Here is a 21,560-nt window from a genome sequence, read left to right as displayed (position 1 = left end):
GCCGCCATGACCGCCAAGCCAGAGATGAATGCTGCCGACATCGCGAAAGCGGTGGCCGGCGGCCAATTGTCCGCGCTCGCTGCCACGGAAGCTGCGCTCGCGCGCATCAAGCAGCACGACACCATCCTCAATGCCTTCACCGACGTCACCGCCGAGCGCGCCCGCGCGAAAGCGCGCGCGATCGATGTGGACATTGCCGCGGGCAAGAAAGTCGGCCCGCTCGCCGGCGTGCCCTTTGCGGTGAAGAACCTGTTCGACGTCGCGGGCCTTGCCACGCGCGCGGGCTCGAAGATCAACCGTGATCTCGCGCCCGCGAAGCGGGACGCCACGCTGATCGAGCGGATGGAGGCGGCCGGCGCCGTCCTCGTCGGCGCGCTCAACATGGGCGAATACGCCTACGACTTCACCGGCGAGAACGTCCATGACGGCCCCTCGCGCAATCCGCATGACACCACGCGGATGAGCGGCGGCTCGTCGGGTGGTTCGGGCAGCGCCGTCGGCGGCGCGCTGGTGCCGATCGCGCTCGGCTCCGACACCAACGGCTCGATCCGCGTACCGTCCTCGTTCTGCGGCATCTTTGGCCTGAAGCCGACCTATGGCCGGCTCTCTCGTGCGCGCTCGTTCCCGTTCGTCGCGAGCCTCGATCATCTCGGGCCGTTCGCGCGTTCCGTCACCGATCTCGCGCTCGCCTACGATGTGATGCAGGGGCCGGACGCGGACGACGGCGCCTGCACGACGCGTGGGTTAGAGCCAGTCACGCCACTGTTGGCTGAGTCCATATCGGGCTTGCGCGTCGCGATTGCCGGCGGCCATTTCCAGAAGAACGTGTTTCCGGAAGCTGTCGAAGCCGTCGGCCGCGTCGCCAAGGCGCTTGGCGCAACGCAGGTGATCGATGTACCCGAAGCCTCGCGCGCCCGTGCGGCAGCCTACGTCATCACCACCACCGAAGGCGCCTCGCTGCATCTCGATCGCCTGCGCCAGCGTCCGAACGACTTCGATCCCGCCGTGCGCGACCGCCTGATCGCCGGCGCCATGGTGCCGGCAGCGCTGGTCGACCGCGCGCAGAAATTCCGCCGCTGGTATCGGGCCCAGCTCGCCGAGATCTTCAGGTCGGTCGACGTGCTGATCGCACCCGCGACGCCCTGCACCGCGCCAAAACTTGGCCAGGTCAATTTCAATCTCGACGGCGTCGAATTGCCGGTGCGCGCCAATATCGGCATCCACACCCAGCCGATCTCCTTCATCGGCTTGCCGGTCGTGGCGGTGCCGGTGCCGCTCGAGCCGCTGCCGATCGGCGTGCAGATCATCGCCGCGCCCTGGCGCGAGGACGTCGCGCTGCGTGTCGCCTACGCCCTGGAACAGATGGGCGTCGCCGCCGCGCCCGCGCCGAGAGGATTCTGAAATGGAGATCGATCTCCCCGAGGTGATCGCGGAAGTCAAAGCCGCGTTCGAGCGCTATGAGCAGGCCCTCGTCGGCAACGACGTCGCCGTGCTCGGCGAGCTGTTCCGCAACGATCCCCGCACTTTGCGCTACGGCATCGGCGAGAACCTCTATGGTTATGAGGCGATCTCCGGCTTCCGCGCCGGCCGTTCGCCGGTCGGCCTGAACCGCCGCACCGCGAAAACCGTGATCACCAGCTATGGCCGCGACACGGCCGTGGCCTCCACCTTGTTCTATCGCGACACGGCGCCCGGCAAGGTCGGCCGGCAGATGCAGACGTGGATTCGTTTCCCGGAGGGCTGGCGCGTCGTCGCGGCTCATGTCAGCATCATCGACGAGCCGAAAGAGGCCTGATCGAATGACGCTTGACGATCTTCCGCCCGGGACACTGCCGGCCGAGCCGGTGGTGCCCCGCGTCGACCGGGCGCTGCCGTCGGTGCAGAAGGTCACGCGCGCCGAGGAACTGCGGCTTCAGCTTGCCGACGAGATCGTGCGTGGAACCCTGGCGCCCGGCGCGCCGCTCGACGAGACCGACATCGCGCGGCGCTTCAGCGTGTCGCGCACGCCGGTGCGCGAGGCGTTGCGGCAGCTGGTGGCGAGCGGCCTGGTCGAGGCGCGGCCTCATCGCGGCGCGGTGGTGGCGCAGCCCTCGATCGAGCGGCTGAAGAGCATGTTCGAGGCGATGGCCGAGCTCGAGGCGCTGTGCGCCGGCCTTGCCGCCGAGCGCATGTCCCCTGGCGAGCGCCATGCCCTCGAGGCCGTCCACGAAGAGCTGCGGCTGCTGAGCTACGCCGGCAATCCCGAGCGCTTCCACGAGGTCAACGAGCGCTTCCACAACACGATCTATGCGGGCTCGCAGAACGGCTACATCGCCGAGATCACGCTGGCGACGCGCGTGCGCGTGCAGCCGTTCCGCCGCGCCCAGTTCCGCAACCTCGGCCGCCTCGCCAAGTCGCAGGCCGAACACGACCGCGTCGTCGTCGCCATCATGCGCGGCGACAAGCAGGGCGCCGCCGCCGCCATGCGCGCGCATATCGAATTGGTGCGCGGGGAGTATGAGATCTACGCGGTGTCGGTGTAGGGCCGCACACACAGTGCCGTAGGGTGGGCAAAGGCGCAAAGCGCCGTGCCCACGATCTTCTTCATGATGGACGGAATGGTGGGCACGCTTCGCTTTGCCCACCCTACGAGACCTACGTTGCCGCGGCTTCCTTCATGAAGGCGCGCCAGCCACCATACGCCGTAATGTCCCGCGCCTCGCCCAGCACTTCCGGCTCGACGAGAAATCCCTTCACGTTGCGTCCATCGGCAAGCCGCACCGTGCCGATCGCCATCGGCGCCGGAATCGCGTTGACGAACTTGCCGAACGCAGCCGCCGACAGCGACCAGAGCTCCAGCTCGATCGACGCGCCCTTGCCGGCCTCCACGCGGAGCAGGCCCGGCTTCGGCGGCGTGGTCTTGAGCGCATAGAGCTTGTAGTCCGGTGCGGTTTTGGTCGCCTCGACCAGCTTTCCGTTCAGTGCCTTCAATTCGCCGTTCAGCGCCATGCCGGACAGATGCGCGCCAACCACCGCGATCGGAATCTCGTCGCCGCCGCTTGCAGGCAGCGGCGCGAGCGCGGGCTGCGCGACGCCCTTTGCCCCGACGCTCAGCTTCGTGTCCGCATGGAACACGCGCCCGATGCTTGCCAGCATCGCATCGCGTCCGGCGGGCGCGAGCAGCGTGATGCCGAACGGAATGCCGTCGGCGCGCATCGATGCCGGCACGGCGAGGCCGCAGAGATCGAGCAGGTTGACGAAGTTCGTATAGGTGCCGAGCCGGCTGTTGAGCTCGATCGGGTTGGCCAGCACCTGCGCGGTCATGTAGGCGGTCGGTGCGGTCGGCAGCACTAGCGCGTCGATGTTCGCAAACGTGCGCTCGGCGATCTTGCGCAGGCCCTGCAGGCGGTAGAGCGCCGAGAAGGTCTCGGCCGCGGTGAGCCGCGCCCCGGCCGCAGTGATCTCGCGCGTGACCGAATGGATTGCGTCAGGCGCCGACGCCAGCAGATTCTTGATCACCAGATAGCGTTCGGCGACCCAGGGCCCCTCGTAGAGCAGCCGCGCCGTCTCGTAGAACGGCTCGAGGTCGAATTCGACCAGTGTCGCGCCAAGCGCGGTCCAGCGCTTCAGCGCATCGGCATAGCCGGCGTCCGCTTTCTTGTCGCCGAAGAAGATCAGCTGTCCATTGCGCGGCACACCGAGGCGCAAATTCGCGGGGAACGGCGTGAGCGCGCCGAGCGGCCGGTCGCGCGAGAACGGATCGGCCCGGTCCGGCCCCGCCATCACCGACAGCGCCAGCGCGGCGTCGTCCACCGTCAGGGCGAACACCGAGATGCAGTCAAGCGTGCGGCAGGCCGGCACGAGGCCCGCGGTCGAGATCATGCCGAGGCTCGGCTTCAGACCGACGATGTTGTTGAGCATCGCCGGCACGCGGCCCGAGCCGGCCGTGTCGGTGCCGAGCGACAGCGGGACGAGGCCGGCGCCGACGGCGGTCGCCGAGCCCGAGCTCGAGCCGCCGGGAATCAGATCCTCCCGAATCGAATTGCGGGGGATGCCGTAAGGCGAGCGCACGCCGACGAGGCCGGTTGCGAACTGGTCGAGATTGGTCTTGCCGATGATGATGGCGCCCGCCGCGCGCAGGCGCTCCACGGCCGTCGAGTCGTGCGCGGGCGTGTAGGAGAAGGCCGGGCAGGCCGCCGTGGTCGGAAAGCCCAGCGCGTCGATATTGTCCTTCACCGCGACCGGCACGCCATAGAGCGGCAGGCTTGCGGCATCCTTCGTCGCAAGCTTCTCGGCCTCGGCGATCGCGTCCTTCTCGTCGCGCAGGCTGATGAAGACGGCCGGATCGTTGTAATCGCGGATGCGCTGGTAGGTCCGCGCGATCGTCTCTGCCGGCGTCATCGTGCCCGCGCGATGCGCGGCCACAATCGCGGCGATCGTTTCAGGCTGCTCAGCCCCCATGGCGTCCAAACTCCGGCAACATGCTTCACCCGGATTGAAGCAAGCGATGTGCCATTGTGTACAGAATCCGGGCAGAACGGTCGCTCCGGATACTATCGTGAGATCAGTAGGTTGGGGGATATTTTGGCGGCACTTCAGGTCGTCGTGCCAACGCCCTGTTACGGGCATCTGCATAAATATTGGGCGGGCCGGATCAGGTGAAGCCCGCGAGGATCCGAAGCAGCTGCTCCCGGTTCTCCTTGCCGATCTTGGTCTCGACATTCCGCTCGTGCTCGGCGGCGAGACGCTTGAATTTCGCCAGCGCGGTGGCGCCCTGCGCGGTCAGATGCAGCGCGTGCGAACGCCGGTCCTCTTTCGACTTGATCCGCTTCACCAGCTTGCGCTGCTCGAGGCTGTCGAGCAGGTGCACCAGGCGGGCGCGCTCGATGCCGAGGCGTTTTGCCACCGCCATCTGCGACAGGCCGGGATTGGCGCCGATCACCGTCAGCACCGAATATTGCGTCGGCCGGATGTCGACATTGCCGAGCGTCTTGATGAAGTCCTGGAAGATCCAGATCTGGAAGCGTCGCACCGCGTAGCCGGCGTGGCCGACCAGGGCGTCGAGGCCGATCTCGTCGGCGTCGGTCCGCCGCGCCGCACCGTTGCTCGCGCGTTTGCGTGGGGAAGTCCGGGCTGCGGTGGCTGTCACATCTTGTCTCCTGCCGCGCAACCTTAGCGCCTTGGCGGTTCAAGCGAAAGATTGTTGTTGACGACAACAATTGTCCAGACCAACATTATGACCAAAGCAGCCCGGAACGAGGCTGCGGCCGATCCCTGATCCGGGCGAGGAGGAAACCATGACAGCCGCCGCACGCGGTGAAGCTTCGAGCCTGTTCGCAGCGCCAAAGACCGTCGCGGAGCATCGCGCGGACGGCAGCATCCTGCTGCGTTCGCCCGAGCCTCTGCGCGAGAGCGCGCGCTGCATCGGTGACTGGCTGGAGCATTTTGCGCGGCAGACGCCCGACGCGATCTTCCTCGCCGAGCGTGGAAGCATCGACGCGCCATGGACCACCGTCACCTATGCTCAGGCGTTGCGGCAGGTGCGCGGCGCGGCGTCATGGATCCTGGCGCAAGGCCTCAGCGCGGAACGTCCGCTCGCGATCCTCTCCGACAACAGCATCGACCACGCGCTGCTCGCGCTTGCCGCCCAGCATGTCGGCGTGCCCTCGGCCGCGATCTCGCCGGCCTATTCGCTGATGTCGAAAGATTTCGACAAGCTCAAGAGCATGATCGCGTTGCTTGAGCCGGGTGCAATCTATGTTTCCGCGGCCAAGCCATTTGCCGCAGCGCTGGCCGCGATCAAGCCGCTGCACAACGCGCAGATCATCAGCGGCAATGCCGATGACGCCGATGCGCTCGCGTTCCGCACCATCGCGACAACGGCTGAAACGCCTGACGTCGCAAAAGCCTTCGCTGCACTCACGCCTGATACGATCGCAAAATTCCTGTTCACGTCGGGTTCGACCGGCACGCCGAAAGCCGTCATCAACACCCAGCGCATGCTGACCTCGAGCCAGCAGGCCAAGGCGCAGACCTGGACCTTTCTCGAGCAGGAGCGCGGCGATCTTGTCATCCTCGACTGGTTGCCCTGGAGCCATACGTTCGGCGCCAATCACAATTTCAACCTCGTGCTGCGCAACGGCGGCTCGCTCTATATCGACGGCGGCAAGCCCGCCCCCGGTCTGTTTGCGACGTCGCTCGCGAATCTGAAAAGCGTGATGCCGACGGTCTACTTCAACGTGCCGCGCGGCTTCGACATGCTGATCGCGGCGCTGCGCGGTGACGAGGCGTTGCGTCGCCGCTTCTTCGGCGAGGTGAAGTTCGCCTTCTATGCCGGTGCGGCGCTGCCGCAGAATCTCTGGGACGCGCTCGAAGAGCTCTCCGTCGAGGCCGTCGGCCGCCCGCTGCCGATGGTGTCGGCCTGGGGTTCGACCGAAACCTCGCCGCTCGCCACCGACTGTCATTTCCTCGCCGAGCGCTCCGGCAATATCGGCGTGCCAATTCCCGGCACGGAGCTGAAGCTCGTCGCGTCAGGCGACAAGCTCGAGGTGCGCGTGCGCGGTCCCAATGTCACGCCGGGTTATTGGAAGGCGCCCGAACTCACGAAGCAGGCGTTCGACGAGGAGGGGTTTTATCTCATCGGCGATGCGGTGAAGCTTGCCGATAGCGCGCGGCCGGAGCGCGGCCTGTTCTTCGACGGCCGCGTTGCGGAGGATTTCAAGCTCAATTCCGGCACCTGGGTCAGTGTTGGCACGCTGCGCGTTGCCGGCATTGCCGCGCTGGCGCCGCTCGCGCAGGACATCGTCGTGGCAGGTCATGGCGGCGACGAGGTGCGCTTCCTGGTATTTCCGAATATCGCGGCCTGCCGTGCTCATGCCGGCCTGCCCGAGACGGCGGCTGTGAGCGATGTGCTGGCGCATGCCAGGGTCCGCAGCGCCATCGCGCAGGGTCTCGCAAAGCTGAAGCAGCAGAGCGCCAACTCCTCCGGCCATGCCACGCGCGCGCTGCTGCTCGCCGAGCCGCCATCGGTCGACGGCGGCGAGATCACCGACAAGGGCTACATCAACCAGCGCGCCGTCCTGATGCGGCGCGCGGAGGCCGTGACGCGGCTGAATGATGATGCGTCGGGGGAATGGATCGGCCTGTAGCGGCCGAGGTAGCGAAGCCACATTCCGCTGTCATTCCGGGGCGCGCCTCTTGGCGCGAGCCCGGAATCCATTTCACCGCAGAGGTGTTGCACGATGGATTCCGGGTTCGCGCTGCGCGCGCCCCGGAATGGCGAGCGGGATACGCCAGCCATCCTGTCGCAATATCCTGCCGATTCTTTTGTTGCCTAAGCAACTAATTTGTGCGAACCCTTCCGGACAAGGACGACGGCGGAGGAACCGCCGCGTCCGATCTCGGAGGAAACAATGCTCGGCAGGGATGGTGCCGCGGGCAAACGCGGGCGCATGCCTAAAGACGTCGGCACGACGCGCCCGCGATGCGGCGCGTCAGGTGTAGCTGCTGTCCGTCACGGCGCCGAGATTCTCGTGCAGGCGGCGAAGCAGGTCGATCAGCACCTCGCGCTCGTCCTTGCTCAGGCAGGACAACAGGCGCCGCTCGCGCTCGAACGCCGCCACGATCACCTTGTCATGCGTGGCGCGGCCCCTTGCCGTCAGCGAGATCGAGTGGGTGCGGCCGTCGTTGGGATCGGTGCGGATCGAAATCAGCCCGCGCTTCTCGAGGCCCGCCAGCGTCCGGCTCACCGGCCCCTTGTCGAAGCCGATGACGTGGCAGATGCGCGAGGCCGGAATGCCGGGCTCGATCGCCAGCAGCGACATGATCCGCCATTCCGTGACGTTGACGCCGAACTGCTTCTGATAGAACGCGGTCGCGCTGTTCGAGAGCTTGTTGGCGATGAAGGTGATGAACGCCGGCACGTAACGCTCGAGATCGAGCGTCGGCCCCGCATCCGTGGGCGCGGGCTTTTGGCGGGCTTTGGTCGAAGACGGCGGCATATCGGGTTTCTGACTCGCGGCGTGCCGAAAGACCTAAGGGCATGCGCCGGCCTTTCACAAGATCAAAATGAGGGAGGACTTCAATGAGCGCACCCGGCTCCGGCGTATCAGGCGTCCCGCATCTCGACGTCGACCCCTTCGACATGACATTTTTTGCCGACCCCTATCCCACGCATCAGCTGCTGCGGGAGGCGGGGCCGGTGGTCTATCTCGACAAATGGAAGGTCTACGGCGTGGCGCGCTATGCCGAGGTCCATGCCGTGCTGAACGATCCCGCGACCTTCTGCTCCAGCCGCGGCGTCGGCCTGTCCGATTTCAAGAAGGAGACGCCGTGGCGGCCGCCGAGCCTGATCCTCGAGGCCGATCCGCCCGCGCACACCCGGACGCGTGCGGTGCTGTCAAAGGTGCTGTCACCGACGGTGATGAAGCAGGTGCGCGATCGTTTTGCCGCGGCGGCGGAGGAGCGGGTGGATGCGCTGCTCGAAAAGCGCAGCTTCGATGCAATCACCGACCTCGCCGAGGCCTACCCGCTGTCGATCTTTCCTGATGCGCTCGGCCTGAAACCCGAAGGCCGCGAGCATCTCATTCCCTATGCGAGCGTCGTGTTCAACGCCTTCGGCCCGCCCAACCGGCTGCGTCAGGAGGCGATCGAACGTTCGATGCCGCACCAGGCCTATGTCGCCGAGCAATGCCAGCGCGAGAATCTCGCACCCGGCGGCTTTGGCGCCTGTATCCATGCCCAGGTCGACGAGGGCGCCATCACGGCCACCGAGGCGCCGCTGCTGGTGCGCTCGCTGCTCTCGGCCGGTCTCGATACCACGGTCAATGGCATCGGCGCGGCCGTGTACTGCCTTGCCCGCTTCCCCGATCAATGGCAGCGCCTGCGCGGCGATCTCTCGCTGGCGCGTGGCGCCTTCGAGGAGGCGGTGCGGTTCGAGAGCCCGGTGCAGACCTTCTTCCGCACGACGACGCGCGAGGTCGAGCTGTCGGGTGCAACGATCGGCGAGGGCGAGAAGGTGCTGATGTTCCTTGCCGCCGCCAATCGCGATCCCAGGCGCTGGGACAGCCCCGACAGCTACGACATCACCCGCCGCACCTCCGGCCATGTCGGCTTCGGCTCCGGCATCCACATGTGTGTCGGCCAGCTCGTCGCCCGCCTCGAAGGCGAGGTGATGCTGACGGCGCTGGCGCGGCGCATCGCGAAGATCGAGATCACGGGCGAGCCGAAGCGCCGCTTCAACAACACGCTGCGCGGGCTCGACAGCCTGCCTGTCACCATCACCCCGGCCTGACGAGGAGTCTTGATGCCCGCCATCACCTTCATCCATTCCGACGGCAAGTCCGACCGCGTCGAGACCGCAGGCGGCGAGAGCGCCATGCAGGCCGCAACCCATCACGGTCTCGACGGCGTTCTGGCCGAATGCGGCGGCAACGCCATGTGCGCGACCTGCCACGTCTATGTCGACGAGGCCTGGCTCGGGCGCCTGCCCGCGATGGCCGACGATGAGGATGCGCTGCTCGACGGCACCGCCGCCGAGCGGCGGCCGAACAGCCGGCTGTCTTGCCAGATCAACATCACGCCCGAACTCGATGGGCTCGTGCTGCGTCTGCCGGAGCGGCAGGTCTGAATTTCGACGCGCCGGCAACGACCGGCAACCAAAAAGCAGGGGAGGGAATGATGAAGCATCTGAAATGGACACTCGCGCTGGCCGCGAGCCTGGTGACCGGCGCCGCGAGTGCCGAGATCTCCGACAATGTCGTGCGCGTCGGCGTGCTCAACGACATCTCCGGTATCTTCCAGGACACCAACGGCATGGGCTCGGTCGAGGCCGCGCGCATGGCGGCGGAGGATTTCAACGGCGGGGCTAAGGGCATCAAGGTGGAGATCGTCTATGCCGACCACCAGAACAAGGCCGATGTCGGCAATGCCATCGCGCGCAAATGGCTCGACGTCGAAGGCGTCGACGCCATCGTCGACGTCCCGAATTCGGCCGTCGGCCTCTCCATCAACACGCTGCTGCGCGACAGCCGCATGACGTTCCTGGCATCCTCGACCGCAAGCTCCGATCTCACCGGCAAGGCCTGCTCGCCCAACACCATCCAATGGGTCAACGATACCTGGGCGACCGGCAACACCACGGCGGCCGCGATGGTGTCGCGCGGTGGCAAGGACTGGTACTTCCTCACGGTCGACTTCGCGCTCGGCAAGGGCATCGAGTCGGAAGCGCAGAAGTACATCGAGTCGCATGGCGGCAAGGTGATCGGCTCGTCAAAACATCCGCTCGGCACCTCCGACTTCGCGTCCTTCCTGTTGCAGGCGCAGAGCTCGAAGGCGCAGGTGATCGGGCTGGCCAATGCCGGCGGCGACACCATCAATGCGGTGAAGCAGGCCGCCGAGTTCGGCATCCAGCAGAGCGGGCAGAAGCTCGTCGCGTTCCTGCTCTTCATCAACGACGTCCACGGCATGGGCATCAAGGTCGCGCAGGGCCTCCAGCTCATGGAAGCCTTTTACTGGGACATGAACGATGACACCCGCGCCTTCGCAAAACGGTTCGCCGCGCGGCCCGGCATGAACGGCAAGATGCCGAGCGGCAACCAGGCCGGCGTCTATGCTTCCACGCTCGCTTATCTCAACGCGGTCGCGGCGACCGGCAGCGACAATGCCAAGGACGCCGTGCCCGAGATGAAGAAGTTCAGAGGCAAGGACAAGCTGTTCGGCGATACCACGATCCGCCAGGACGGCCGCGTCGTGCATCCGATGTACCTGTTCGAGGTGAAGAAGCCGGAGGAGTCGAAATATCCGTACGACTATTACAAGCTGGTTTCGACGATTCCCGCGGAGCAGGCGTTCCGCCCGCTGGCGGAGGGCGGGTGTGAGCTGGTGAAATAGTTGGTCCCGTGCCCCGGGCGCGATGCAGCGCGAAGCGATGCACCGCAGAGCCGGGGCCCACAATTCTGGGTCCCGGCTCTGCGTCGCGTCATTTCATGCCGCGCCGCGTCCGGGACACGAGAGCACTGCTACACCACCTTGCTGCTTCCCTGCGTAATCAACCGCGCCGCGCGCTGATCTCGCGCGTAGATCCAGAGCCAGCTCAGCGCGACGCTGAGGCGGTGGCGCAGGCCGATCAGGAAGTAGATGTGGGCGATGCCCCAGATCCACCACGCGATGGTGCCGCGCAGCTTGATCTTGCCGAAATCGATCACCGCGAGGCGCTTGCCGATCTGGGCGAGGCTGCCGGCGTGCTTGTAGCGGAACGGGCCCGTTGGCGTGCCGTGCAACCGCGCCTTGATGGTCTCGGCGACATGACGTCCCTGCTGCTTGGCCGCCGGTGCGATGCCGGGCACCGGCTTGCCGTCCCAGGCGTTGATGCTGACAGTGTCGCCGATCGCGAAGATCTCGGGATGACCTGGGATCGTCAGATCGTCTTCGACCTGGACGCGCCCGGCGCGATCGGCCGGCGCACCGAGCCACTCGGCGGCGGGCGAGGCGCGGACGCCGGCGGCCCAGATTCTTGTCTTTGCCTCGAGCAGCTTGCCGCCGAACACGACGCCCTCGCGATTGATCTCGGTGACGGCCTGTCCCAGCACGACCTCGACACCGATCTTTTCCAGCGAGGCCTGCGCATAGGCCGAGAGGTCATCGGCAAAGCCCGCGAGCACGCGCGGACCGGCCTCGATCAGCACGACGCGCGCTTTGGTCGTGTCGATGTTCCGGAAATCGCCGGGCAAGGTGTGATGCGCCATCTCGGCGATGGTCCCGGCGAGCTCGACGCCGGTGGGACCGGCGCCGACGATGACGAAGGTCAGCCGCGCGGCGCGTTTCGCCGGATCGGTCTCGCGCTCGGCGCGCTCGAAGGCCACCAGGATATGGCGGCGCAGCGTGGTCCCATCCTCCAGCGTCTTCAGGCCCGGCGCCCATGCCTCCCACTCGTCATGGCCGAAATAGGCGTGCCGTGCGCCGGTCGCGATGACCAGCGTGTCGTAAGGCACCTCGCTGCCATCGTCGATCAGCACACAGCGCCGCTCGGCATCGACGCCGCTGACCGTCGCGAACAGCGTCGTCACCTCGCGCCGGTCACGCATGAGATGACGGATCGGCCAGGCGATCTCGCTGGTCGCGAGCGAGGCGGTCGCGACCTGGTAGAGCAGCGGCTGAAACAGGTGGTGGTTGCGGCGGTCGATCAGCGTGATCTCGACCGGGGCGCCCGCCAGCCGATAGGTCGCCTCCAGCCCGCCGAAGCCGGCGCCGACGATAACGACGCGATGGGGATTTGTGGCCATGATGCACCCTCGAATCTCGCTGCTGCTCACCTTCATTTAAGTGCGGATCGGGCGCCGCGGTCCAATAGCCGTCATCAATCGCGGCATAGGCTTGATGTATCGACCTGGCGCGAAAAAGCGCCGCAGGCTTGACCAGGCCTTGGCCGAAGTAAGTAGCATTATATTTCTTGCCATCGCCGATTGGGGCGAAATATGGTGCAGGGGCAGGCGCTGAGCCATTGGCGGCTCGACAGATTTTGCGTTCAATAGAGACAGGCCCGGGGCGGCGATCACCCCGCTTCCGGGACCAATAATTAAGGAGGGGAGTGGTTATGAGGACGGCATTCTGGCTGGCGGGCGCAGCGGCGCTGGTGCTGGCGAGCCCGGCATTCGCCGGCGACACCATCAAGATCGGTTTCGTCTCGACCTTCAGCGGCCCGACCGCCGTGATCGGCAACGACATGCGCAACTCGTTCGAGCTCGCGCTCGACCATCTCGGCCGCAAGATGGGCGGCAAGCCGGTCGAGGTGATCTACGAGGACGACGGGCAGAAGCCCGACGTCGGCAAGCAGAAGACCGAGAAGCTGGTGCAGTCCGACAAGGTCGATTTCATCGTCGGCTACATCTGGTCGAACGTGCTGCTGGCTTCGCTCAAGACCGCGGTGGACTCGCAGACCTTCCTGATCTCGGCCAATGCCGGCCCGTCGCAGCTCGCCGGCGAGCTCTGCAGCCCTTACGTGTTCTCGACCTCGTGGCAGAACGACCAGACGCCGCAGGCGGTCGGCACCTACATGAACCAGAAGGGCGTCAAGAGCGTGTTCCTGATCGGCCCGAACTACGCGGCCGGCAAGGACATGCTGGCCGGCGTCAAGAGCACCTTCAAGGGCGAGGTGGTCGGCGAGGAATATACGGTGTGGCCGAGCCAGCTGGACTTCTCCGCCGAGCTCACCAAGGCCAAGAACTCCAAGGCCGAGTCGATCTTCGTGTTCTATCCGGGCGCGGCCGGCGTCCAGTTCCTGAACCAATATGCGCAGGCCGGCATCAAGCAGCAGATCCCGCTCTACACCGCCTTCACGATCGATGAATTGTCGCTGCCGCTGCAGAAGGACAACGCGCTTGGCGTGCCCGGCGCGCAGCAATGGGTCAACGACCTGCCCAATGACGAGAACAAGAAGTTCGTCGCCGACTATCGCAAGAAGTATACCGGCCTGCGCCCGACCTTCTACGGCGCGCAGTCCTATGACGCCGCGAACCTGATCAACAGCGCCGTCGTCGCCGTGAAGGGCGACACCAGCAAGAAGGACGCGATGAAGGCCGAGATGGAGAAGGTGAACTTCAAATCGGTGCGTGGTCCGTTCAAGTACGGCAACAACCACATCCCGATCCAGAATTTTTACCTGCAGGACGTGGTCAAGGACGCCGAAGGCCAGCTCGCGCTCAAGACCGTCGCCACGATCGTCGAGAACGACCAGGATCGCTTCCACGACAAGTGCAAGATGAAGTGAGCGCGGTGTAGCCACGATCGACGTAGCCCCTTCTCCCCTTGTGGGAGAAGGTGGCATAGGTGGCCTTCGGCCGCCGTTCTTAAGAACGCCGAAGCAAAGCTTCGGCTATGGCGCCGGATGAGGGGTATCGCTCCGCGGATTCCTTGCGAGAGTTGTTCGCGCGGAACCCCTCACCCGTCTCGCCGCTATCGCGGCGAGCCACCCTCTCCCACAAGGGGAGAGGGTAATCACACCCTTGGCATGCTGGCGGGCCGCACCTCTCGCGCTTGCGCTGCCAGCCTGATGCCGGCATTGGCGGCGCCAAAGCCCTGATAATCCCTGCGCTCCACGATCTCGAAGAAGAAGCGCTCGTCGAAGATGTGGGTGTAGACCTGGAAGAACTCGCTGTCGCCGTCGCGGTCGTAGAGGATGTGATTGGCGCGCAGCTGCGCCATCAGCTCGGGTGCGAGGTCGTATTTGGCTTCGATGTCGTCGTAGTAATTGTCGGGGATATCCAGGAAATCGGCGCCGCGCTTGCGCATCGCCGCGACGGTGGCAAAAATGTCCTGGCATGCGAACGCGACATGCTGCACGCCTGAGCCAAAAAACTCCGAGATGAAGCGCGCCGGCAGCGTGCGGTTGGCGGAGGAGCCGTTGAGCACGAAGCGCAGGCTCTGATCGCCATTGATGATGGCCTGGCTCTGCACGAGGCCCCTGGGATCGGCGATTTCCATCTGCGGCAGGCGCTTGAGGTCGAGGATGCCGGTGTAGAACAGCAGCCAGGACAGCATCTCGTCATAGGGCATCGACTGCGCGATGTGATCGACGGCGAGCAGGGCGTCGGCGCTTGCATCGCTCGGCACAGGTTCGAAATCAGTGTCCCAGTTCTTGCCGGCCTGATCGAGGAAATAGAGCAGGCTGCCGCCGACGCCGTGGATCGCGGGAATCTCCAGTTCGCCCGGTCCGACCGGCTGGTAGAAGGTGCGCGCTTTCAGCGTCTCGGCGCGCTGCATGGCACGGCCGGCATTGTCGACATCGAGCGCGATCGCGCAGACGCCGGGGCCATGCGTCACATAGTGGGAATGCGCAAAGCCGTCGGTCTCGCAATTGATCACGAGCTCGACCTTGCCCTGCGACCAGCGCTCCACCGCCTTGCTGCGGTGCTTGCCGCTCCTGCGGAAGCCGAGCTGCGAGAACAGCCGCGCGAGCTCGCCGGCCTTGGTCTCGTTGACGGCAAACTCGATGAAGCCGGTGCCGCGGCTCTTCGCCTTCGGGGCCAGCGGCTCGCCGGCAAATTTCGGCCAGTCCGGTGCAAGCTGGTCCTCCAGCAGGATCAGCGAACGCAGGCCGTCGACCGCGGTCTGCGCCGCCGAGCCAGCGCGAAACTGGTCGTTGAAGATCTCCAGCGACAGCGGCCCGGCATAGCCGGTCGCCGCGACCGCGGTCATGAACTCGCCGACCGGCAGATCGCCCTGTCCGGGGAAGGAGCGGTAGTGCCGGCTCCATGACAGAATATCGAGCTCGAGCTTCGGCGCGTCGGCAAGCTGAACCAGGAAGATCTTGTCGCCGGGGATCGAGGCCATGGCGCGGGTCGGAAAGCCCGGTGCCAGCGCATGAAAGCTGTCGAGGATGACGCCGATCGCGGGGTGATCGGCGCGCCGCACGATCTCCCAGGCGTCGCGGTAGTCGTTGACATGGCGCCCCCAGGCCAGCGCCTCGTAGCCGACGCGCAGGCCACGTTTGGCGGCGCGCTCGCCGAGCTCGCGAAAATCGTCCGCGGCGCGGTCGATGCCGCCGAGCGAGGCGGGCGAGACGTTGGAGCAGATCAGCAAGAGGTCGGTGCCGAGCTCCTGCATCAGATCGAATTTGCGCATCGCGCGAGCAAAATTGCGCGTGCGCTGTGGCTCCGGCATGCCCTCGAAATCGCGGAACGGCTGGAATGCGCAGATCTCGAGATTGAGGTCCTTGCACAGCTTTGCGATGTCGCGCGGGCCCGCGCCGAACGACAGCAGATCGTTCTCGAAGATCTCGACCGCGTTGAAGCCGGCGGCGGCGATGGCGCGGAGCTTTTCGTCCAGCGCCCCTGAAAGAGAGACGGTCGCGATCGAGCGCTTGTTCATGCTGCCTGCTCCATGATCCGCCCCGGTGAGATTGTGTGGCCCGTGCGCGCGGCCTCGCTGACGGCTTCGACGACCGCAAGCGTTCCCATCGCGTCAGCGGCCGTGATCAACGGCTGTTCCTGGCCCCTGATGACCGCGCAGAAATGCCGAAGCTGCTCGACCAGCGGATCGAACGCGGGCGGCGCGACGGTCTCGCGCGACAGCGGTGCGTACCAGCCGGGCTCTCGCGTATAGGACCACAGCTCCATATTCGGCACGGACAGCGAACCGCCGGTGCCGGAAAAAATGTAGCAGGGCTGGTCGTGCCGGGGATAAGCGGGGTTCTCGCCCGAGGACAGCTCCCAGCTCCACGGCGCCGGCGTCGCATCCGACACGGTCACGGTTCCCAGTGCGCCATTGGCAAAGCGCAGCAGCAGCGCTGCGGTATCTTCGACCGCGAAGCCGCGCACCTTGTTCGAGGTCAGCGCCTGCACCTCGGTGATCTCGCCGCAGACGAAGCGGAGGTTGTCGATGTCGTGGATGAGGTTGATGAGCAGCGGTCCGCCGCCCTGCTCGCGCCGCCACGTCACCTCGAAATAGTCGTCGGGCTTCTTCAGCAGCCACAGCCCGACCACGGCGGTGAGCTGGCCAAGCCTGCCGGTCGCGACGGCCTCGCGCGCAGCCTTGATGATCGGGTTGTGCCGGCGGTGATGGCCGACCAGCATCGGCACGCCGGTTCGCTTGACGGCGGCGCAGAGGCGCTGCGCGGTGGCAACCGTCTCCGTCACCGGCTTTTCGATCAGCGCCGGCACGCCCGCCGCTGCGCAATCGAGCGCCATCGGCAAATGCAGCGTGTTGGGCGAGGCGATGACGAGGCCGTCGGGCTTGTCCTGCGTCAGCAGCGAGCGATGATCCGCATGCCAGGGCACATTGTGTCCTTCCGCGAGATCCTTCGCGGCAGGCGAGGGATCGGCGATGCCCGATAGCACGCAGCCCGGCGACTCCTCGATCAGCGCGATATGGCGGCGGCCGATCAGGCCGGCGCCGGCGACTGCAATGCGCATTGGCGCGCTCATGCCGCACTCTCCTCCATGGCGCCGCCGAGGAAGAGCTGTCCGATGCGCGGATCGTTCAGGATGCGCTCCGCCTTGTCAAGCATGCGGGTCTGGCCGAGCTCGAGCACGATGCCGATATCGGAGATTTCCAGTGCCGAGCGTGCGTTCTGCTCGATCATCAGGATGGTGACGCCGCGGTCACGCAAGCTCTTCAGGATATCGAAGGTCTGCTGCACCATCAGCGGTGACAGGCCGATCGAAGGCTCGTCGATCAGCACGAGCTTGGGTTCGAGCAGCAGCGAGCGGGCGATCTCGAGCTGCTTCTGTTCGCCGCCGGAGAGCGTCGAGGCCTGTTGCGCCGATTTCCGCCGCAGTGCCGGGAACAGATCGAGGGCCGCCTCGATCCGCCTTGGCAGGTCGATGCCTTTCCCGGCCGAGACCCCGCCAAGCTCGATGTTGCTGCGGACCGAGAGCTCCGGGAAAATGTTGCGGCCCTGCGGCACGTAGCAGATGCCGGCATTGAGCAGCGCGCGCTGGCTCAGATTGGTGACATCGCGGTTCGCGAAAGTGATCTTGCCTTCGCGCAGCTTGAGCAAGCCGAAGATCGCCTTGAACACGGTGGATTTTCCGGCGCCGTTCGGGCCGATGATGGTGGTGATGGTGGCCGGCGGCACCGAAAACGTGGTGCCGTTCAAGATCGTCATCTTGCCGTAGCCGCCGACGAGGTTGTGGACCGAGAGGATCGGATCGCTCATTGTGACCTCCTCAATGCCCGAGATAGGCTTCGATCACGGCGGGGTTCTTGCGGACCTCGTCGGGGCGTCCCATCGCCAGCACCTTGCCTTCCGCCATCACCATCACGCGCGAGCACAGCGACATCACGAACTCCATGTTGTGCTCGATCACGACGAAAGTGGCGTTCTTCTCGCGGTTGATCGCGACCAGTCGCTCCTTCAAATCCGCCAGCATCGACGGGTTGACGCCGCCGGCGGGCTCGTCGAGCAGCACCAGGCGCGGTCCGCCCATGAAGGCCATGGCGGCATCGAGCAGCTTCTGCTGTCCATAGGAGAGGCCGCCGGCGGGCTCGTCGGCGAGATGGTCGAGCTTGAAGAAGCCGATCATCTGGTTGGCAGTATCAGTCAGTCCGGCATCGGAGCGGCCGACGAGGCGCGAGGCCATGTTGCCCTGGTGCTCCTGTCCAGCGAGGATCAGGTTCTCGCGCACCGAGAGTTTTGGGAACACCTGCAACAGCTGGAAGGTGCGGCTGACCCCGAGCTTGTTGAGCTCGGAGGGACGCAGGCCCGTGACCACCTGGCCGTCGAGCTTCACTTCGCCGCCTGATGGCGTGAGCTGGCCGAGAATGCAGTTGAACAGCGTGGATTTGCCGCAGCCGTTCGGGCCGATCAGGCCGAGGATCTCGCCTTCGCGCACGTCGAAGCTGACGCCGTTGACTGCGTGGATGCCGCCAAAGCTCTTCTTGATGTCGGTGACTTCGAGGACCGCGCTCATTGCACCGTCTCCAGGCGCGACTTGGCGACGGCGCGGAGCGCAGAGGCCGCCTTGGTCCGCCGCGCCGCCATGTAACGATCGAGGATTCCCAGAATGCCGGTCGGCGACCAGATCAGCAGCAGCATCACTGCGACCGCGTAGAGCATCAGATAATAGCCTTCGGTGAAGCGCAGCCATTCCGGCAGCAGCACCGCGATCATCGCGCCGAGGAAGGGGCCGAAATAGAAACCGGCGCCGCCGACGATCACCATCATCAACAGGTCGAGCGAGAGCGACAGGTTGAAGGGAACAGGATCGATATATTGCGTCAGCGGCGCATAGAGCGCGCCGGCGACGCCGCCGAGTGCCGAGCCGATCGCAAACGCCATCAGCGTGTAGCGCCGCGTGTCGATGCCGAGCGATTGCGCGCGCAAGGGATTCTCGCGCAGCGCCATGAAGGCACGGCCCCAGGGCGAGCGGATCAACCACCACACCGCCACCGACACGATCGCGAGCGAGCCGAGGCAGACATAATAGAACGGCAGCGGCTTGTTGGTGGCGAAGCCGAAGATGTGCGGACGCGGAATGTTTGAGATGCCGTAGATGCCGCCGGTCAGCCAGCTCTCGTTGCGGAACACGAGGAAGGCCAGCGTCGAGAAAGCGAGCGTGACGAAGGCGAGATAGTGATGCTGGACGCGCAGCGCGGGATAGCCGAGCACCCAGCCGACCGCGAAGCTCAAGGCGATCGCAACCAGGATCGCCGCCGGCAGCGGCCAGCCATGCGTCGTCATGATCGCGGCGGCGTAGGCGCCAATGCCGACGAAGGCGCCCTGCGCCAGCGAGACCTGGCCGGCATAGCCGAGCGTAAGGTTGAGGCCCATCGCGGCGATGCTCATCACCGCCCACTGGCTCAGGATGAACAGGCCGTAGCGGTTGAAGTTCATGGGGACGAAGATCAGGCCGGCGATGACGGCAAGGCCGAGCGCGATCTTCAACGGTTTGGCGAAGCCGCTCATACGGTGCGCTCCTCGGCGCGGCCGAGCAAGCCCTGCGGCCGGAACAGGATGACGGCGATCAGGAAGATCATCGGCACGGCGGCGCGGTACTGCGTCGAGACATAGGCGGCCGCGAGATTGTCGAGCACGCCGATCAGGAGGCCGCCGGCGATCGCGCCGCGGACCTGGTTGAAGCCGCCGACGATCGCGGCGATGAACGCGGCCTGGCCCAGCACCTCGCCGGACGAGAACTTTGCGAGGTAGATCGGCGTGATCAGCAGCGAGGCCAGCGCGACCAGGAAGGCGTTGATCAGGAAGGTCAGGAGGATCATGCGCTCGACGGGCACGCCGATGATGCGCGCCACCGTCGGGTTCTGCGCCGCCGCCTGCATCTGGTGGCCGAGCGAGGTGCGATTCAGCAGCGTGGTCAGGCCGAGGACGGCGAGAATGGCGACGCCGAGCACGCCGATGCTTTGCAGCGAGACGGCGTGGCCGAGGATGGAGATGTCACCGGTCGGCACGATCGAGGGGAAGGGCGAAGCCTCTGCGCTGAAGAACTGCTTCACCGCTTCCTTGATGCCGATCGCCAGCGCCATGGTCGCGATCGCCAGCGGCAGCACGCCATGGCGCATCATCGGGTCGACCAGCAGCATCTTGAAGGCGAGGCCCAGCAGGATCATCGACAAGAGGATGCCGAGGATGATCGCGAGCCAGAATGGCGCGCCCGCATGCATCGCCGCCAGCATCAGAAACGCCGGCAGCATCACGAACTCGCCCTGCGCGAAATTGATGGTCTGCGAGGTCTGCCACAGCAGCGTGAAGCCGACCGCAACCAGCGCATAGATCGCGCCGGTGGCAAGTCCTGCGACCAGAAGATCGAATAGGTTGGACATGTTCCCCTCTCGCCTCTCCCTCTCCCCGCTTGCGGGGAGAGGGTCGGGGTGAGGGGGAGTCTCCGCGAGGTCGCTGATAGTTGGACTCGTGGAGGCTCCCCCTCACCCGGAATTTGCTACGCAAATTCCGGCCTCTCCCCGCAAGCGGGGAGAGGCAAAGAAAGCCTCACTTCACCTTCGGCAGCACCTGCTTCACGACCTGCTTGCCTTCGACCACCTCGACCAGGAAGCTCTGGCGGTCGATGTCGCCGGTGTCGCTGAAGGTGACGTCCATCAGGATGCCCGGCTCGTCCGCGGCCTTGATGGTCAGTCCGTGCAGCGTGTCGGCGAACTTCTTCGGGTCGACCTTGCCCATCTTCTCGGTGGTGGCCTTCACCATGTAGACGGCGAGGTAGCCTTTCAGGCCGTTATGGTCAGGGACGTAATTGTACTTCTTGGAAAACTTTTCGCGGAACGCCTTGATCAGATCGACCGGCGCATCGGTGGTGAGGCCGACATGGCCGCGCGCGCCGTTGGCGGCTTCGCCGGCAAGCTCGATCACCTTCTGGCCGATCAGCGTGGTCTCGCCCATCAGCGGTGCGGTGACGCCCTGGCGCTTCAGCTCCTTGAGGATGCGCGCGCTCTCTTCCTCGTTGAGATAGACGAACACGGCGTCGGGATTGGCGGCTTTGATCTTGCCGACGTCGGCGGCGAAGTCGGCCTGGCCCGCCTCGGTCGACAGATCCGCGACCACCTTGGAGCCGAGCCGGTCGAGCTCCTTGACCACGACGTCGCGGCCGCCGCGGCCGAAGTCATTGTTGACCCAGACCACCGCGACGGTCTTCGCCTTCATCTCGTCGTGAATGTACTTTGCGACCTTCGGCATCGACGACTGCTGGCCGAACGAGGTGCGGAACAGGAACTTGTTGCCGGCTTGCGTCAGCTCGGCCGCTTCGCCGCCCATGATCTGCGCGATGCCGGCTTCGGCCGCGAGCGGGGCGGTGACCTTCACCGAGCCGGAATAGCCGGGCCCGAGCAGCACATAGGGCTCGGCGTCGAGCGCCTTCTGCACCTGGGCGCGCGCCACGCCGGGGTTGGACTGCGAGTCGGCATGGGTGACCTCGAGCTTGCGGCCGAGCACGCCGCCCTTGGCGTTGATTTCCTCGATTGCGAGATCGATACCGTTCTTCCAGTTGGTGCCGACGGTGGCGCCGCCGCCCGAAAGCTCGGCGACGTCGGCGAGCTTGATCGCCTGCGCGTGGACGCTGGTTGCAGTCGCGAAGGCAAGCAGGGCGCCTGCCAGCAAAGTCGATTTCATGGTCTCTCCT

At 65.8% G+C, this 21,560-nt stretch carries 19 protein-coding genes; 8 read left to right on the top strand and 11 right to left on the bottom strand.

What is annotated here, in order from left to right; translation table 11 throughout:
* The first annotated feature begins 6 nt into the window (after positions 1–6).
* From JQ635_RS35865 to JQ635_RS35855, 3 genes are read left to right on the top strand one after another with little or no spacing between them, the layout of a single operon-like run.
* Entirely contained in the window at positions 7–1,401 is a 1,395-nt protein-coding gene (locus JQ635_RS35865) for an AtzE family amidohydrolase (protein WP_211414485.1), read from the top strand.
* A gap of 1 nt (position 1,402) precedes the next feature.
* Positions 1,403–1,795 (top strand): oxalurate catabolism protein HpxZ, encoded by a 393-nt coding sequence (hpxZ, locus tag JQ635_RS35860; RefSeq protein ID WP_211414484.1) that lies wholly within the window; start codon positions 1,403–1,405, stop codon positions 1,793–1,795.
* A 4-nt stretch (positions 1,796–1,799) separates the two neighbouring features.
* On the top strand, positions 1,800–2,522 hold the full coding sequence (locus JQ635_RS35855) for a GntR family transcriptional regulator (RefSeq protein WP_211414483.1): 723 nt from the start codon (positions 1,800–1,802) through the stop codon (positions 2,520–2,522).
* Positions 2,523–2,634: 112 nt separating this feature from the next.
* Here JQ635_RS35855 and atzF read toward each other — a convergent pair whose 3' ends face one another.
* A complete protein-coding gene (gene atzF, locus JQ635_RS35850; protein WP_211414482.1) occupies positions 2,635–4,440 on the bottom strand; it encodes an allophanate hydrolase in 1,806 nt (601 codons plus the stop codon).
* A 193-nt stretch (positions 4,441–4,633) separates the two neighbouring features.
* Positions 4,634–5,128 (bottom strand): MarR family winged helix-turn-helix transcriptional regulator, encoded by a 495-nt coding sequence (locus tag JQ635_RS35845; RefSeq protein ID WP_211414481.1) that lies wholly within the window; start codon positions 5,126–5,128, stop codon positions 4,634–4,636.
* 148 nt (positions 5,129–5,276) lie between these two features.
* On the opposite strand from JQ635_RS35845, the gene JQ635_RS35840 reads away from it, so the two are divergent.
* Entirely contained in the window at positions 5,277–7,127 is a 1,851-nt protein-coding gene (locus tag JQ635_RS35840) for a feruloyl-CoA synthase (protein ID WP_211414480.1), read from the top strand.
* Between the two features lie 345 nt (positions 7,128–7,472).
* On the opposite strand, the gene JQ635_RS35835 is transcribed toward JQ635_RS35840, so the two are convergent.
* Complete coding sequence (locus tag JQ635_RS35835; protein ID WP_211414479.1) at positions 7,473–7,979, bottom strand: MarR family winged helix-turn-helix transcriptional regulator; 507 nt, start codon at positions 7,977–7,979, stop codon at positions 7,473–7,475.
* Positions 7,980–8,062: 83 nt separating this feature from the next.
* Here JQ635_RS35835 and JQ635_RS35830 point away from each other — a divergent pair, with 83 nt between their 5' ends.
* Genes JQ635_RS35830 through JQ635_RS35820 form a run of 3 tightly spaced genes read left to right on the top strand, consistent with a single transcriptional unit; the run spans position 8,063 to position 10,869 of the window.
* Entirely contained in the window at positions 8,063–9,271 is a 1,209-nt protein-coding gene (locus tag JQ635_RS35830) for a cytochrome P450 (RefSeq protein WP_211414478.1), read from the top strand.
* Between the two features lie 12 nt (positions 9,272–9,283).
* Positions 9,284–9,607, top strand: a complete 324-nt coding sequence (locus JQ635_RS35825; protein WP_211414477.1) for a 2Fe-2S iron-sulfur cluster-binding protein — start codon at positions 9,284–9,286, stop codon at positions 9,605–9,607.
* A gap of 50 nt (positions 9,608–9,657) precedes the next feature.
* On the top strand, positions 9,658–10,869 hold the full coding sequence (locus JQ635_RS35820; RefSeq protein ID WP_211414476.1) for an ABC transporter substrate-binding protein: 1,212 nt from the start codon (positions 9,658–9,660) through the stop codon (positions 10,867–10,869).
* Between the two features lie 128 nt (positions 10,870–10,997).
* On the opposite strand, the gene JQ635_RS35815 is transcribed toward JQ635_RS35820, so the two are convergent.
* Positions 10,998–12,260, bottom strand: a complete 1,263-nt coding sequence (locus JQ635_RS35815; RefSeq protein WP_211414475.1) for an NAD(P)/FAD-dependent oxidoreductase — start codon at positions 12,258–12,260, stop codon at positions 10,998–11,000.
* Between the two features lie 311 nt (positions 12,261–12,571).
* Between JQ635_RS35815 and JQ635_RS35810 the strand changes: the two genes are divergently transcribed.
* Complete coding sequence (locus tag JQ635_RS35810) at positions 12,572–13,744, top strand: ABC transporter substrate-binding protein (protein WP_211414474.1); 1,173 nt, start codon at positions 12,572–12,574, stop codon at positions 13,742–13,744.
* Positions 13,745–13,971: 227 nt separating this feature from the next.
* On the opposite strand, the gene JQ635_RS35805 is transcribed toward JQ635_RS35810, so the two are convergent.
* The 7 genes from JQ635_RS35805 to JQ635_RS35775 all read right to left on the bottom strand — a co-directional run bounded on the left by JQ635_RS35805 (position 13,972) and on the right by JQ635_RS35775 (position 21,550).
* Positions 13,972–15,843 carry a bifunctional sugar phosphate isomerase/epimerase/4-hydroxyphenylpyruvate dioxygenase family protein gene (locus tag JQ635_RS35805; protein WP_211414473.1) on the bottom strand — a complete coding sequence of 624 codons (1,872 nt, stop codon included), beginning with the start codon at positions 15,841–15,843 and terminating at the stop codon, positions 13,972–13,974.
* Entirely contained in the window at positions 15,840–16,898 is a 1,059-nt protein-coding gene (locus tag JQ635_RS35800) for a Gfo/Idh/MocA family protein (RefSeq protein WP_211414472.1), read from the bottom strand. The genes JQ635_RS35805 and JQ635_RS35800 overlap by 4 nt, the downstream gene beginning before the upstream one ends.
* A complete protein-coding gene (locus JQ635_RS35795; protein WP_211414471.1) occupies positions 16,895–17,632 on the bottom strand; it encodes an ABC transporter ATP-binding protein in 738 nt (245 codons plus the stop codon). Before JQ635_RS35795 ends, JQ635_RS35800 begins: the two co-directional genes overlap by 4 nt.
* A gap of 10 nt (positions 17,633–17,642) precedes the next feature.
* Positions 17,643–18,386: an ABC transporter ATP-binding protein gene (locus JQ635_RS35790; protein WP_211414470.1), complete on the bottom strand. Its 744-nt coding sequence runs from the start codon at positions 18,384–18,386 to the stop codon at positions 17,643–17,645.
* Complete coding sequence (locus JQ635_RS35785; RefSeq protein ID WP_211414469.1) at positions 18,383–19,381, bottom strand: branched-chain amino acid ABC transporter permease; 999 nt, start codon at positions 19,379–19,381, stop codon at positions 18,383–18,385. Before JQ635_RS35785 ends, JQ635_RS35790 begins: the two co-directional genes overlap by 4 nt.
* Positions 19,378–20,253 carry a branched-chain amino acid ABC transporter permease gene (locus JQ635_RS35780; protein ID WP_211414468.1) on the bottom strand — a complete coding sequence of 292 codons (876 nt, stop codon included), beginning with the start codon at positions 20,251–20,253 and terminating at the stop codon, positions 19,378–19,380. The genes JQ635_RS35785 and JQ635_RS35780 overlap by 4 nt, the downstream gene beginning before the upstream one ends.
* A 166-nt stretch (positions 20,254–20,419) precedes the next feature.
* Positions 20,420–21,550 (bottom strand): ABC transporter substrate-binding protein, encoded by a 1,131-nt coding sequence (locus JQ635_RS35775; RefSeq protein ID WP_211414467.1) that lies wholly within the window; start codon positions 21,548–21,550, stop codon positions 20,420–20,422.
* Positions 21,551–21,560 lie beyond the last annotated feature (10 nt).

Origin of the sequence: Bradyrhizobium iriomotense, from assembly GCF_018130765.1 — a bacterium.
In the GTDB taxonomy this organism is placed as follows: domain Bacteria; phylum Pseudomonadota; class Alphaproteobacteria; order Rhizobiales; family Xanthobacteraceae; genus Bradyrhizobium; species Bradyrhizobium iriomotense_A.
This window is presented reverse-complemented; position numbering and strand designations above follow the sequence as displayed.

What these genes read in the sequence shown, in the direction of transcription:
- JQ635_RS35865 (WP_211414485.1), top strand. Translation starts at nt 7, where the DNA reads ATGACCGCCAAGCCAGAGATGAATGCTGCCGACATCGCGAAAGCGGTG.
- hpxZ (WP_211414484.1), top strand. Translation starts at nt 1,403, where the DNA reads ATGGAGATCGATCTCCCCGAGGTGATCGCGGAAGTCAAAGCCGCGTTC.
- JQ635_RS35855 (WP_211414483.1), top strand. Translation starts at nt 1,800, where the DNA reads ATGACGCTTGACGATCTTCCGCCCGGGACACTGCCGGCCGAGCCGGTG.
- atzF (WP_211414482.1), bottom strand. Translation starts at nt 4,440, where the DNA reads ATGGGGGCTGAGCAGCCTGAAACGATCGCCGCGATTGTGGCCGCGCAT.
- JQ635_RS35840 (WP_211414480.1), top strand. Translation starts at nt 5,277, where the DNA reads ATGACAGCCGCCGCACGCGGTGAAGCTTCGAGCCTGTTCGCAGCGCCA.
- JQ635_RS35835 (WP_211414479.1), bottom strand. Translation starts at nt 7,979, where the DNA reads ATGCCGCCGTCTTCGACCAAAGCCCGCCAAAAGCCCGCGCCCACGGAT.
- JQ635_RS35830 (WP_211414478.1), top strand. Translation starts at nt 8,063, where the DNA reads ATGAGCGCACCCGGCTCCGGCGTATCAGGCGTCCCGCATCTCGACGTC.
- JQ635_RS35825 (WP_211414477.1), top strand. Translation starts at nt 9,284, where the DNA reads ATGCCCGCCATCACCTTCATCCATTCCGACGGCAAGTCCGACCGCGTC.
- JQ635_RS35820 (WP_211414476.1), top strand. Translation starts at nt 9,658, where the DNA reads ATGAAGCATCTGAAATGGACACTCGCGCTGGCCGCGAGCCTGGTGACC.
- JQ635_RS35815 (WP_211414475.1), bottom strand. Translation starts at nt 12,260, where the DNA reads ATGGCCACAAATCCCCATCGCGTCGTTATCGTCGGCGCCGGCTTCGGC.
- JQ635_RS35810 (WP_211414474.1), top strand. Translation starts at nt 12,572, where the DNA reads ATGAGGACGGCATTCTGGCTGGCGGGCGCAGCGGCGCTGGTGCTGGCG.
- JQ635_RS35805 (WP_211414473.1), bottom strand. Translation starts at nt 15,843, where the DNA reads ATGAACAAGCGCTCGATCGCGACCGTCTCTCTTTCAGGGGCGCTGGAC.
- JQ635_RS35800 (WP_211414472.1), bottom strand. Translation starts at nt 16,898, where the DNA reads ATGAGCGCGCCAATGCGCATTGCAGTCGCCGGCGCCGGCCTGATCGGC.
- JQ635_RS35795 (WP_211414471.1), bottom strand. Translation starts at nt 17,632, where the DNA reads ATGAGCGATCCGATCCTCTCGGTCCACAACCTCGTCGGCGGCTACGGC.
- JQ635_RS35790 (WP_211414470.1), bottom strand. Translation starts at nt 18,386, where the DNA reads ATGAGCGCGGTCCTCGAAGTCACCGACATCAAGAAGAGCTTTGGCGGC.
- JQ635_RS35785 (WP_211414469.1), bottom strand. Translation starts at nt 19,381, where the DNA reads ATGAGCGGCTTCGCCAAACCGTTGAAGATCGCGCTCGGCCTTGCCGTC.
- JQ635_RS35780 (WP_211414468.1), bottom strand. Translation starts at nt 20,253, where the DNA reads ATGTCCAACCTATTCGATCTTCTGGTCGCAGGACTTGCCACCGGCGCG.
- JQ635_RS35775 (WP_211414467.1), bottom strand. Translation starts at nt 21,550, where the DNA reads ATGAAATCGACTTTGCTGGCAGGCGCCCTGCTTGCCTTCGCGACTGCA.